This window comes from Halovibrio salipaludis, assembly GCF_002286965.1.
Taxonomy (GTDB): domain Bacteria; phylum Pseudomonadota; class Gammaproteobacteria; order Pseudomonadales; family Oleiphilaceae; genus Halospina; species Halospina salipaludis.
Map to the genome: position 1 here is coordinate 30474 of NZ_NSKD01000002.1, position 12879 is coordinate 43352.

General features: G+C 62.5%; 10 protein-coding genes, 2 tRNA genes and 2 pseudogenes. 9 read left to right on the plus strand and 5 right to left on the minus strand.

From position 1 onward, the window contains the following. Positions 1-4: 4 nt before the first annotated feature. The 4 genes from CK501_RS04960 to CK501_RS04975 form a co-directional block, all read right to left on the minus strand. Positions 5-2407, minus strand: coding sequence for a bifunctional diguanylate cyclase/phosphodiesterase (locus CK501_RS04960; protein WP_095616649.1), 2403 nt, complete (start codon positions 2405-2407; stop codon positions 5-7). Between the two features lie 144 nt (positions 2408-2551). After that, positions 2552-2626: transfer RNA gene (locus CK501_RS04965), tRNA-Glu, on the minus strand. 52 nt (positions 2627-2678) lie between these two features. Further along, on the minus strand, positions 2679-3281 hold the full coding sequence (locus tag CK501_RS04970) for a hypothetical protein (RefSeq protein WP_095616650.1): 603 nt from the start codon (positions 3279-3281) through the stop codon (positions 2679-2681). Further along, positions 3278-4177: a TIGR01777 family oxidoreductase gene (locus CK501_RS04975; protein WP_095616651.1), complete on the minus strand. Its 900-nt coding sequence runs from the start codon at positions 4175-4177 to the stop codon at positions 3278-3280. Before CK501_RS04975 ends, CK501_RS04970 begins: the two co-directional genes overlap by 4 nt. A 129-nt stretch (positions 4178-4306) precedes the next feature. Here CK501_RS04975 and CK501_RS04980 point away from each other — a divergent pair, with 129 nt between their 5' ends. From CK501_RS04980 to CK501_RS05000, 5 genes are all read left to right on the plus strand, one after another. Then, a complete protein-coding gene (locus CK501_RS04980; RefSeq protein WP_095616652.1) occupies positions 4307-4909 on the plus strand; it encodes a DUF924 family protein in 603 nt (200 codons plus the stop codon). Between the two features lie 176 nt (positions 4910-5085). Next, positions 5086-6117, plus strand: coding sequence for a thiosulfate ABC transporter substrate-binding protein CysP (gene cysP / locus CK501_RS04985; RefSeq protein WP_095616653.1), 1032 nt, complete (start codon positions 5086-5088; stop codon positions 6115-6117). A 17-nt stretch (positions 6118-6134) separates the two neighbouring features. After that, the gene (cysT, locus tag CK501_RS04990; RefSeq protein WP_095616654.1) at positions 6135-7010 is read left to right on the plus strand and encodes a sulfate ABC transporter permease subunit CysT; all 876 of its coding nucleotides are present in this window, start codon (positions 6135-6137) and stop codon (positions 7008-7010) included. Further along, positions 7007-7834, plus strand: coding sequence for a sulfate ABC transporter permease subunit CysW (gene cysW, locus CK501_RS04995; protein ID WP_095616655.1), 828 nt, complete (start codon positions 7007-7009; stop codon positions 7832-7834). Before cysT ends, cysW begins: the two co-directional genes overlap by 4 nt. 9 nt (positions 7835-7843) lie before the next feature. Beyond that, the gene (locus tag CK501_RS05000; RefSeq protein WP_095616656.1) at positions 7844-8947 is read left to right on the plus strand and encodes a sulfate/molybdate ABC transporter ATP-binding protein; all 1104 of its coding nucleotides are present in this window, start codon (positions 7844-7846) and stop codon (positions 8945-8947) included. A gap of 1 nt (position 8948) precedes the next feature. Here CK501_RS05000 and CK501_RS05005 read toward each other — a convergent pair whose 3' ends face one another. Then, a complete protein-coding gene (locus CK501_RS05005) occupies positions 8949-9959 on the minus strand; it encodes a zinc-dependent alcohol dehydrogenase family protein (RefSeq protein ID WP_095617147.1) in 1011 nt (336 codons plus the stop codon). Positions 9960-10277: 318 nt separating this feature from the next. On the opposite strand from CK501_RS05005, the gene CK501_RS05010 reads away from it, so the two are divergent. From CK501_RS05010 to CK501_RS17215, 4 genes and pseudogenes are all read left to right on the plus strand, one after another. Then, positions 10278-10353, plus strand: a tRNA-Gly gene (locus CK501_RS05010). 108 nt (positions 10354-10461) lie between these two features. Further along, positions 10462-11394 carry a chemotaxis protein gene (locus CK501_RS05015; RefSeq protein ID WP_095616657.1) on the plus strand — a complete coding sequence of 311 codons (933 nt, stop codon included), beginning with the start codon at positions 10462-10464 and terminating at the stop codon, positions 11392-11394. Positions 11395-11435: 41 nt separating this feature from the next. Then, positions 11436-12269, plus strand: a pseudogene (locus tag CK501_RS17210) (ABC-F family ATP-binding cassette domain-containing protein); the annotation flags it as partial. After that, positions 12255-12782: pseudogene (locus CK501_RS17215) on the plus strand (ATP-binding cassette domain-containing protein); the annotation flags it as partial. The pseudogenes CK501_RS17210 and CK501_RS17215, both read left to right, overlap by 15 nt. Positions 12783-12879: the final 97 nt, after the last annotated feature.

The window sequence follows — 12879 nt, forward strand, 5'->3', positions numbered from 1 at the left end:
CATCCTAACCGTCCACGTGGTTGCTGCACCAGAGCAGGAACTCGCGCTCATTGAGCGGATGGGTGAACAGGAAACCCTGGGCGTAGTCACAGCGTTCCGTGCCAAGGAATTCCAGCTGGTCCTGGTGTTCAACACCCTCGGCGACCACCTTCAGCCCCAGGCTGTGGGCCATGTTGATGATGGCGCTTACCAGGGCGGTATCGTCGGAATCACGGTTCAGATCGCCCACAAAGGATTTGTCGATCTTGAGCGTATCGAAGGGGTAGTTCTTGAGATAGCCGAGGGCGGAATAGCCGGTTCCGAAGTCATCCACGGACAGGCGCACGCCCATGGCGTCGAGCTCGCGGAGTACGCGGTCCGTTTCCAGGTTGTTGTCCAGGATCAGCCGCTCGGTGATCTCCAGCTCAAGATACTGGCCTTCCAGGCCGGTTTCCTGCAACGCGGCACTGACCGTTTCCACGAAATGCGGATCCCGGAACTGGCGGGGCGACACGTTCACCGCCATGATCACGGGGTCACCCGTCTGCTTCTGCCAGCGGCTGACCGTCCGGCATGCCTCACGGATCACCCAGCGGCCGATGGCGATGATGAGCCCGGTTTCCTCGGCCAGCGGAATGAAGCGGTCCGGGGGCACCATGCCGAGGGTGGGGTTGTTCCAGCGCAACAGGGCCTCAGCTCCCATGATGCGGCTGTCCCCGAGCCGCAGTATCGGCTGGAAGCGCAGCTCGAATTCCTGCATTTCCAGTGCTCGCCGGAGCAGGCTCTCCGTCTGGAGGCGCTCCTGGGAGACTTCCTTCATCTCCGGTGCGAAGCGCTGGAAGGCGCTTTTGCCCCGGTTCTTGGCCTCGTACATCGCGGCGTCCGCGTTCTGCAGCAGGTTGGTGCTGTTCTCACCATCACCGGGATAGATGGCGATACCGATGCTGGTGCTTACAAAAACCTCCTGACCGGCAATGTGGAAGGGCGGTACGAAGGTCTGGAGGATGCGTTCAGCCACCTGTTCAGTGGCCCCGGGCGAGGCCAGTGTAGGCAGGATGACCAGAAACTCATCGCCACCGAGGCGTGCAACAGTGCTGGTGCCGCGCAGGCAGGCGGAAATCCGTCGTGAGGCCTCAATGAGCATGTTGTCGCCAGCATCATGGCCCATGGTGTCGTTAACGTGTTTGAAGTTGTCCAGGTCCAGGAACATGACGCCCACCATGGTCTGGTCCCGCCGTGCCTGCGCCAGGGCGAGCTTGAGGCGGTCGAGCGCCAGCATCCGGTTGGGCAGGCCGGTGAGGATGTCGTAGTTGGCCTGGCGCAGAAGCTGTTGTTCATAGCGTTTGCGGATGCTGATGTCCTCACCGAGGATCAGGTAATGGGACGGGTGCTCGCCGTCACTGCGGATGGGGGTGACCACCACCTGTTCCCAGAAACGCTCGCCGTTGTCCCGCGTGCGCTGCATTTCGCCCTGCCAGACGCCTACCCGCTGGACCTGCAGGCGGACGTTGTTCCACAGCTCGCGGTTTTCCTCCTCGCTGAGGGTGTCCGCAGTGAGGAAGGCCGGATGGTGGCCGATAATGTCCTCCATGCGCAGGCCGGTGAGCTGCAGGAACTTGTTGTTGGCGTATTCGATCTGCCAGGTGCGGTCGCAGATGATCACCGATGAGGGGCTCTGTTCCAGGGCCATGGAGAGTTTGCGGATTTCCGCTTCGTCCGCCTTCTGGCGTTCCAGGTCTTCACGCAGGCGCTCACGCATGCTGTTGATGGCTTCAGTGACATGATCGAGCTCGTCCTGGCGTCGGGGTGGCCGGGAATGACGCTCCAGTACCAGGGGCTCGTTCAGGTTCTGCAGTGTGAACCGGCGTGCGTAATTGGCCATGGTGGTGAGATGGCGCGCCACAAAATAGTGGAAGATCCAAAGCAGCAGCAGCGACAGGAAAAAGGTGCGGAGCGACTGGGTGGTGAGGATGACACGGACGTTGCGTCTGAGGTTGGCCCAGGCCCCTTGGAGACTGGCCGTGACGGTCACATGCCCGAGGTGTTCCCCGTCATAGTCGAGCTCGAATTCGTGGGTCGCGGTGCTGTTGTTCTCCGGAATGCTTCCGGCGCGGATGACCCCTTCAGGCTCCAGTTCAACCTTGGCATGGGCAATGTCCGGCAGGCTGGTGATGCCCTCCAGCTGCACCCCGATCAGTTCCTGGTCGATGGCCCAGGCACTGCTGGCAAGGCTGTTGCGGTAGCCCGCCTCGATGACGCTGAGCCGCTGTTCGATGTTGGCGACATCGGATCGGTAGCTGACCCAGATCTGAGCAGCCGCGGCGACCAGCGTGAAAATCGAGCTGCAAAGCACCATCAGCCCCAGCAGTCGCAGAGACAGAGGCGAACGGATAATGGGACTCCGGGACCAGGACAGGGGATTATGCATGTGGCGGCTGCTCGATTCCGGTTTGGTCGGGGTTGGATTGCCGGACGTTAACACTATAGCAGCAAGGGTATGAATCGTCGCATGAGCCAGCGGCGCTGTGGACAAGCCCTGAGAAGCGAATGACGGAATAGCGGAGGGAAAAAATGGCGTCCCGTAGGGGACTCGAACCCCTGTTACTGCCGTGAAAGGGCAGTGTCCTAACCACTAGACGAACGGGACGTGACGCCAATGCGTTACAGGGAGCGCACTTTAGGGAAGCCGGCGCGGGCTGTCAACCGTTATCTGAATCGGACTGGGTGGCCGGACCCCGGAGGCAGGCCTTGAAGGTTGTTCCGATCCCGCGCAGTACCGTGGCGGCATCCGTCTCGCGGTAGCGCTCGAACAGGGCTTCCGCGACCGGCCTGTGGCGGGGTGACAGCTGTCCGCGCACTTCCTCCAGCGTGCCGCCGGCGAAGGCGGCCAGGGCGATTTCATAACGGATCTTGTTCTCACCGGCACAGCGGTAGAACAGGTCCTCCCGGGTTCCGGGCTCGGGGGCCCCGCGTGTTTCATGCACCTGGCGGGCGCAGCGGGCAAAGCGGGCATGGATGTTGGAATAGGTGCCGGCGGCACCGTCCTCATCCAGCGCTCTGTGCAGCTGGTCTATACGCCGGGCACCGGCATCGCTCAGCCCGGGCAGGGTATCCCTCAGAATGGTCGGGGACAGCCCCTGTTCCATGAGCTGTACGGAGGTGATGTACTGGCTGGCTATCTGGCCACAGGCCTGATAGCTGGCTCCGTCGAAGGCCGCTCCGCTGTTCGCGCGCTCAGCGGTGACCGGCAGGGCAAGGGCAACCAGCAGCCCCACCAGAATGAGCTGGCCCGCACGGGTCATCCCACCGCCTCGGCCAGCGCCTGTTCAACAGCGGGGTACTGGAACACGAACCCCGATTCCAGCAGCCGCGCCGGTCGTGCCTTCTGGCCGGTGAGCAGCAGGCGTGCCATTTCCCCGAGTGCCAGCCTGAGCGCCACCGGGGGTACCGGCAGGCAGGCGGGGCGATTCAGGACCTGTGCCAGCGCCCGGGTGAACTCGGCATTGGTGACAGGTTCCGGGGCCGTCAGGTTGAAGGGGCCACTGAGCTCGGGAGAATCAAGCAGATGGATCAGCCCCTGAACCATGTCCTGCCGGTGGATCCAGGGCATGTACTGGCGGCCATTGCCCAGGCGCCCGCCCAGGCCAAGGCGGAACAGGGGCAACATCTGCTGCAGGAAGCCACCGTCACGGCCGATGACAAGTCCGGTACGTGAGAGACAGACGCGGGTCTCGCCGCTCAGGCGGGTGGCGGATGCCTCCCACGCGGCACAGAGGCGGTGCGTGAATTCGTCACGGGGTTCCGTGGCCTCGGTGACATCCGCTTCGCCCTGGTCCCCGTAGTAGCCCACGGCAGACCCCGAAATCATAGCCGCCGGGAGGGCGTCACGGCGCTGCAGCTGTGACACCAGTTCATCCGTAAAGGTGATGCGGCTGTCCCAGAGGGTCTGTTTGCGCTGCTGCGTCCAGCGTTTCTCGGCGATGCCTTCACCCGCGAGGTTGATCACGGCATCAATGGTTGGGATGGTCGCCACTTCATCCAGGCTGTGGATCACCTGGACCCGGCCGCAGAGACGCTGGACTTCGGCCTCCTCCCGGCGGCTCAGCACCGTCAGGCTGCGGCCTTCGCAGTGGAGCTGGTGGCAGAGCAGCTGACCGATGAAGCCGGTGCCGCCGGTGATCAGGATGTGCTGGTTCATAGGGTACTCCCGCTGTGTTCAATCCATGCTGAACCGGTCTCAATGGTGGCATCGGCAGGGGCGGCAGGCCAGGAAAAGGTTCACGAATCCCACATGGCCGCGCCTGCTGTACGCTGATATCCTCCTGTTATGTTCGAATGGCCCTATATTCTGGATTTCTGGTTCGGCCCCCTCGATGACGAGGGGGTGCCCGGGAAAGCGTACCGTGAACAGTGGTTCACCGAGAGTCGGCGTTTCGATCGGGCCATGCGGCGACGTTTTTCCTCCATGGTCCTGCTGGCCTCCGAGGAGGGGCTTGATCACTGGCGTAACGAGCCTGGCGGCGCCCTTGCCGAGGTCCTGCTTCTGGATCAGTTCTCGCGCAACATCTACCGCCGTACCGCCATGGCCTTCCGAAATGATCCCCTGGCCCAGCGCCTGGCACGTGAAGGGGTGGCGCAGGGGCGCGAGCTCGCGCTCCCCAGGATCCAGCGGGCATTCTTCTATATGCCGTACCAGCACGCCGAGAACCGTGAGATCCAGCGCGAAGGGGTTGCCCTCTACGAGCAGCTGGAGAAAACCGCGGAGGGGCGCCTGCGGGATGTGCTGAGCGCATTCCACCGGAGTGCGCGCGAACATGCGGAGATCGTTGAGCGTTTCGGGCGCTTCCCGCACCGCAACCAGGTACTGGGCCGCCGGAGTACGGCAGCCGAAGCAGCGTTCCTGGAAGAGGGCGCCACCTTTGGCCAGTAGCCGGTACCGCCTGCAGGCCGTGCTATAACCGCCGGTTCCAATGAAAATCGAAAATCATCTATGCAGGCCATTGTTGATTGAGGCGCTGTCACTTATTCTCTGCGCGCTGACTGAAACCGCTTAATATATCGTTTTTGAATATCCTTTATTCAGGACCAACCGGGAGTTTTCCGACGATGCCCAATGATTCCGTAGTGACCCTGAAGGCCCGCGTGGGGCTCTGGTTCAGTGTGCTTGCGATTGCTCTCCTGCTGGCTGGCCCGGCCTCGGCTCAGGACCGGGAGCTCCTGAACTCGTCCTATGACATCGCCCGCGAACTCTTCGCCGAGTACAACAAGCTCTTCGCCGAGCACTGGGAGGAGAAAACCGGCGAGACGGTCAATATCAAACAGTCGCATTCCGGCTCGTCCAAACAGGCCCGCTCCATTCTGCAGGGCATGGATGCGGATGTGGTGACCTACAATCAGGTCACTGACGTGAACATTCTCGCTGAGCGCGGCAACCTGATACCGGAAGACTGGGCGTCACGGCTGCCCAACAACAGTTCACCGTACTACTCCACCATGGCGTTCGTGGTCCGGGAGGGGAATCCGAAGAACATCGAGAACTGGGATGACCTGGTGCGTGAGGATGTGGAACTGATCATGCCGAACCCCAAGACCTCCGGCAACGGCCGTTATTCCTATCTGGCCGCCCTGGGGTATGCCCAGGATGAGTTCGGCGAGAACCAGGATCGGATCGATACCTTCATGAGTGACCTCCTGGGGCATGTGAAGGTGTTCGACTCCGGTGGCCGCAGCGCCACCACCACCTTCGTGGAGCGCGGCCTTGGAGACGTGCTGCTGACATTCGAGTCCGAAGCGATGAACATCCCGGAGCTCAACCCGGACGAGAACCTGGAGGTGGTGGTTCCGGAGGTGAGCTTCCTGGCCGAGTTCCCGGTCGCCTGGATTGATGAGAATATTGAGAAGAAGGGCAACGGGAAAGTTGCCAGGGCCTATCTGGAGCACCTGTATTCCAAAGAGGCCCAGCGCATGCTGGCGGGCTTCAATTACCGGGTGCACAACGAGACGGTGAAAGAGGAAGTAGCGGATCAGTTCCCGGAAGTGAAGCTGATGCCCATCCAGGAGATTGCCGGCGACTGGGAGAATGCCATGGAGACGCATTTCTCCAGTGGTGGCAAGCTGGACCAGCTTCAGCGCCGCTAGGAGTGCCCGTCTGATCCATGGCTGACACCAACCCATCGGCCCGCCCCCGACGCCCGGGCGTGCCCGTTTCCAGACGTGTATTGCCGGGGTTCGGGCTGAGCCTCGGCATTACGCTGTTTTTCATCAGTCTGGTACTGCTTCTGCCGATCTCCGGGCTGGTGATCCACACCGCGGGCATGGGCTGGGAGCAGTTCTGGTTTGTTGTGACCGACCCTCGGGTGGTGGCTTCCTATAAGGTCACTGTTCTGGCGGCGCTTGCAGCCTCGCTGTTCAACTGTGTGTTCGGTCTGCTGATGGCCTGGGTGCTGGTGCGCTATGAGTTCCCGGGCAAGCGCCTTCTGGATGCCATCATGGACCTGCCGTTCGCCCTGCCGACGGCGGTGGCCGGCATTACCCTGGCGACCCTTTTCGCGGAGAGCGGCTGGTACGGTCGCGTCCTGTCGGAGTTCGGTATCGAGGTTGCCTACACGCCGCTGGGGATTGTCGTGGCGATGGCCTTTACCAGCGTGCCCTTTGTGGTACGCACGGTTCAGCCGGTACTCGAGGAGCTGCCGGCTGAGGACGAGGAGGCAGCGGTCAGCCTGGGTGCCTCCGACTGGACTGTCTTCCGCCGCATTCTGTTCCCGGTGCTGTGGCCGGCGCTGGTGACCGGGGGTGGTCTCTCGTTCGCACGCAGCCTCGGGGAGTATGGTGCCGTTGTGTTCATTGCGGGTAACTCGCCCTATGTGAGCGAGGTGATCAGTCTGATGGTCTTCGTGCGCCTTGAGGAATATGACTTTGCGGCGGCCAGCGCGATTGCGTCGGTTGTCATGGGCGTGTCGCTGCTGTTGCTGCTGGCCATCAACGTCTGGCAGGGGCGTTACCTGAAGCGTCTGCACGGAGGCCGGGGATGAGTTCGAAGCATCACCGCGTCGGCGATGGGCCCCTGATCCGCCGGACCCTGATCGGGCTGGCCGTGGTCCTGACCGTCCTGTTTCTGTTCATGCCGCTGGTGGTGATCTTTACCCAGGCATTCGCACAGGGGTGGGCCGGCTACATCGGTAACATCCTGGATGAGTACACGCTTCATGCCATCGGTCTGACCCTGTTTGTGGCGCTGCTGACCGTACCACTGAATACCGTGTTCGGGGTGTTTCTGGCGTGGCTGGTGACGCGCTTCAGTTTTCCGGGGCGCCGGCTGCTCATATCCCTGATCGACATTCCCTTTGCGGTGTCGCCGGTGGTTGCCGGTCTGCTGTATCTGCTGCTCTATGGCAGCAACGGCTGGGCAGGGCAGTGGCTCGGGCAGTATGACGTGGAACTGATGTTTGCCTGGCCCGGCATCGTAATGGTGACGGTTTTCGTGACCTGTCCCTTCGTTGCCCGGGAACTGATCCCCCTGATGCAGCAGCAGGGCCGGGATGAGGAGGAGGCTGCGGTGGTACTGGGCGCCAGTGGCTGGCAGCTGTTCCGGCGTGTCACGCTGCCCAACATCCGCTGGGCGCTGCTCTACGGGGTGATTCTCACCAATGCCCGGGCCGTGGGTGAGTTCGGGGCCGTGTCCGTGGTCTCCGGCAGCATCCGTGGCGAGACCAACACACTGCCGTTGCATGTTGAGCTGCTTTACCAGGATCACAACATTGTGGGGGCGTTCACCGCGGCCTCGCTTCTGGCCGGCATCGCATTGATCACGCTGGCCGTCAAAACCATTGCGGAATGGCGTCAGAGTCGGGTCTGAGGAGTTCTGATGACGATCGAAATCGACGGGATCAACAAGTCTTTCGGACAGTTCCAGGCGCTGCGCGACATCGACCTGACGATTCCTGATGGTCAGCTTACGGCGTTGCTGGGGCCATCCGGGTCCGGTAAGACGACGCTGCTGCGCAGCATTGCCGGGCTCGAGAATCCGGACCGGGGGCGCATTCTGTTCAGCGGCGAGGATGTGACCGGGCTGCATGTGCGTGAGCGGCGCGTCGGCTTCGTGTTCCAGCACTATGCGCTCTTCCGCCACATGACCGTATCCGAGAATGTGGCCTTCGGACTGAAGGTGATGCCGCGCCGGGAACGGCCCTCGAAACCGGAGATCCGCAGGCGGGTACGTGAGCTGCTGGAAATGGTCCAGCTCGATCACCTGGCCGGGCGTTATCCCGCCCAGCTCTCGGGTGGCCAGAAGCAGCGTATTGCTCTGGCAAGGGCCATGGCCAAGCGCCCCGAGATTCTTCTGCTGGATGAACCCTTCGGCGCGCTGGATGCGAAGGTCCGCAAGGAGCTCCGGCGGTGGCTGCGCTCGCTGCATGACGAGCTGCATTTCACCAGTGTGTTCGTCACCCATGACCAGGAAGAGGCGCTGGAGCTCTCTGACCAGGTCGTTGTGATGCGTCAGGGGAGTGTGGAGCAGGTGGATTCCCCGCTGGAGCTCTATTCGCAGCCGGACAGCCGCTTTGTGTTCAATTTTCTGGGGCAGGTCAACGCGCTTCCCGGTGCGATTTCCGGGGGCGTGCTGCGCCAGGGAGAGGCCTGGGTAAGGCTGCCCGAGAGCTGTGATGACGATGACGCGGAGCTCTACCTGCGCCCCCACGAAGTACGCCTGACGCAGGAGCCCTCACAGAACGCCCATCTGCCCTTCCGGATCGAGGCGATCAATGTGATCGGCGCCGAGGTGCGCGTCGAACTCAGGCCGGATGGCTGGGAATCCGAGGAACTCTGGGAAGTGGGTATCACCCACAGCGCGTTCAATGCCCGCCAGCCCGGGCGCGGCGACCGCTGCTACGCGGTGCCGGATGTGGGCCACCTGTTCTGCGATCACCTGAGTGAGCCGAAGACCCTGAGCTGGTATGACTCGGCCGGGTAGTTCATAGGTTCAGTACGATCTTGCCGACGTGTTGAGCGGAAGTCAGGTGGTTCAGGGCCTGCGCGTACGCCATCCCGTCGAACTCACGGTCGATGATCGGTGTGATTCCGTTGTGCTCAATGGCGATGCAGAGGTGCTCCAGTGTGCTGGTGGGCCCCGCCGCGATACCGCGCACCCTGGCGTGCGCCTGAAGGATCTGTAGCGGGTTGATCTGCCCCTGTTTCCCGCCCAGGTATCCGATCACATTGATCTGGCCGCCGACGGCCAGGGCTGATAGTGACTGCGCGAAGGTTCCGGGGCCGCCCACCTCGAGGATGTGATCGACCCCATGACCGTTCGTTGCAGCGGTGACCGCATCGGCCCAGTCCGGCGTGCTGTGGTAGTTGATGGTGGCTGTGGCTCCATGGTGGCGGGCGAGTGCGAGCTTGGCATCGCTTGAGGACAGGACAATGACCTGGGCGCCGTGCATCCGCGCGATCTGGAGGGCAAACATCGAGACACCGCCGGTGCCCTGCACCAGTACCCGATCCCCCGCCTGGATCCCGCCTTCAGTGACCAGCGCCTGCCAGGCGGTAACCCCGGCGCAGGGGAGGGTGGCAGCCTGGGCGAAATCAAGATGTGAAGGGGCTTTGACCAGACCCTGTTGTGGCAGAACCCGGTATTCGCTCAGCATGCCATCCAGTGGGCCGCCGAGTGTTTCCGCGTGCAGTGAGTCGGCCAGTGGCCCCGAGTGCCAGCCCTGCCAGAAACTGGCAATAACGGGGTCGCCGGCACGCAGGGCGCTGACACCCGGCCCTGTGTCCACAACCTCGCCGGCGCCATCGGAGAGCGGGACCAGGCCAGGCCCATAGACGGTGTGATACTGGCCATTGATGACCTCCCAGTCGCGGTAATTGAGCGATGCCGCCCTGATACGGATCAGCACCTCGCCATGGCCAGGTGCAGGGATGTCGCAGGTGTGGACTTCAAGGTTGTCCGTGCCGAATGATGACCCGAGGCGGATCTGTTTCATGGTGGTGGTTCCCGTGTCGTGAATGAATGGAGCGGTCATACAGGTTGTTGTGCCGCCTGCGCCACTGATCCAGCGTTTTCAGTACGCACGCTTCATGCCATTTTCCGGTTACCGGACTTCATCCGTGAAAACAGCGGATTGTGGGCAGTGATGCCGGCTCGGGAAACAGCCCGGTCTTCAGGCCTGAAAGGTCGGGGTTCGAAATGAAAGAGGGCATCGTTTGTGGGCGGATAATCTGAAAAGATCTATTGACGCCCGGCTGCGCATGAGTACAATACACAGCCGTTGTTGGGGGCAACACAGCTTCCGGCAGACAAAGCGGGAATAGCTCAGCTGGTAGAGCACCACCTTGCCAAGGTGGATGTCGCGAGTTCGAATCTCGTTTCCCGCTCCAGATTCCCCACAGAAGCCCGGCCCAGTGCCGGGCTTCTGTGTTTCCGGCCCTCCGCTGCGTTCACTGAGCTACACTGTGCGGAGAATTCCTTGCCCTTCGGAGGCTCCTATGGCGGGACTGCTCGATAACGTGGATCAGCGCACGCGCCTGGTCGGGCGCAACCGGCTGGAACTGCTGCTGTTCCGGCTCCATGGCCGCCAGCTGTTTGCGATCAATGTGTTCAAGGTCCGTGAAGTCATCCGCATGCCGAAACTCACTGCGATTCCGCAACGGCATCCGGTCGTGGAGGGTGTAACCCATCTTCGTGGTACCACGGTTCCGGTGATCAACCTGGGGGCGGCCATCGGCATGAAACCCCAGGAGGTCAGCGACGACGCAAGCCTGATCATCACCGAGTACAACCGCCGGACCCAGGCGTTTCTGATCGGCGGGGTCGAGCGGATCCTGAACATGAACTGGGAAGAGATTGAATCGCCGCCGAAAACCACGGGGCGGGGGCATTACCTGACCGCGATCACCCGCCACGACGACAAGCTGGTCGAGATCATTGATGTGGAAAAGGTGCTGTCCGAGATCGTGCCCTATACGACCTCGCTTTCCGAAGGGCTGGTGGATGAAGAGGTTGTGGCATCGGCCCGGGGCAAACGGATTCTGGTGGTCGATGATTCCCCGGTGGCGCTGAACCAGGCGCGTGATACCATCGAGCAGCTCGGGATCGAGGTGGTGACGGCGGGCAATGGGGCCGAGGGGCTCGCGCGGCTTCAGGCCATGGCCCAGAACGGCGGGATCGACCAGCTGTTGATGGTGATCACCGACGCTGAAATGCCCGAAATGGACGGTTACCGCCTGACCACCGAGATCCGTGAGGATTCACGGCTCAAGCATCTCCATGTGGCTCTGCACACCTCGCTGAGCGGGGATTTCAACCAGGCCATGGTGGACCGTGTGGGCTGTGACGACTTTCTTTCCAAGTTCCGCCCTGATGAACTGGCGGAGCTTGTCCAGAACTATCTGCGCAAGGTGTCTGACACTAATTCATGAGTACCGTTCTCACACTGGATTCCATCCAGCTCGCCTTTGGCATGCAACCCCTTCTGGACGGCGCGAACCTGCGCATTGAGCGTGGCGAACGCGTGGCGCTGCTCGGGCGTAACGGCGAAGGGAAATCCACACTGCTGCGCCTGGTGACCGGCGAGCTGGAGCCGGACGCCGGCGAGGTGTCCGTGCCCGAGGGCATGCGGGTGGCCGAGCTGCCCCAGGAGCTGCCCGAGAAGCGGGATCTGACCGCCTATCAGGTGGTGGCCCAGGCATTTCCGGAGACAGGGCGACTCCTGGAGCGGTTCAATGAACTTTCCATGACCGCCAGCAACGAGGATGACCTGCAGCAGATGCAGAAGGTCCAGGAACGGCTTGAGGCCCTGGACGGCTGGCTCTATGACCAGCGCATCCGCACGGTTCTGGAGCAGTACCGGATCAATCCGGAAGCGCGCCTGGATACGCTCTCGGGCGGCTGGCAGCGCCGTGTGCTGCTGGCAAAGGCCATGGTCACCGACCCCGATCTGCTGCTGCTGGACGAGCCCACCAACCATCTGGATGTGCCCGCCATCCAGTGGCTTGAAGGCGCGCTGGCCCAGTTCCAGGGGGCGGTTCTGTTCGTGAGTCACGACCGTGCCTTCATCCGGGCCATGGCCACCCGCATCATCGAGCTGGACCGCGGGGCACTGACGTCATGGCCGGGGAACTATGGCCAGTACCTGGACGCCAAGGACAAGGCGCTGGCGGATGAAGAGCGCCAGCGTGCGGAGTTTGACCGCAAGCTGGCCCAGGAGGAGCGCTGGATCCGTCAGGGTGTGAAGGCTCGCCGTACCCGCAACCAGGGCCGGGTGAAAGAGCTGGAGGCGATGCGGGCCGAGCGCCGCCAGCGCCGTGAACGCTCCGGCAAGGCGAAGATCGAGGTGGAGGATGCCGGGCGTTCCGGTAAGCTGATCGCCGAGGCCCAGCAGGCCGGCTTTGCCTGGAACGCGGAACAGCCGCTGATCCACAACCTGGATTTCATGCTGCTGCGGGGTGACAAGATCGGCGTGATCGGCGAGAACGGCTCGGGCAAGACAACGCTGCTCAAGCTCCTGCTCGGCGATCTCGAGCCCACCGAAGGCCAGATCCGCCGCGGCACGCGCCAGGAAGTGGCCTACTTCGACCAGCTGCGCGGCAAACTGGATCCGGAAAAGACCGCCTTCGAGAACCTCAGTGAGGGTCGTGAGACCGTTGAGGTGAATGGGCGCAGCCGTCATGTCATGGGCTATCTGCAGGATTTCCTGTTCACACCGGAGCGGGCACGCACCCAGGTGCGGATGCTGTCGGGTGGTGAGCGGGCGCGTCTGCTGCTGGCGAAGCTGTTCAGCCAGCCCGCCAACATTCTGGTGCTCGACGAGCCCACCAACGACCTGGACGTGGATACACTCGAGCTTCTCGAAGCCCAGCTGGTGGAGTTCAAGGGAACCGTGATCGTGATCAGCCACGACCGGG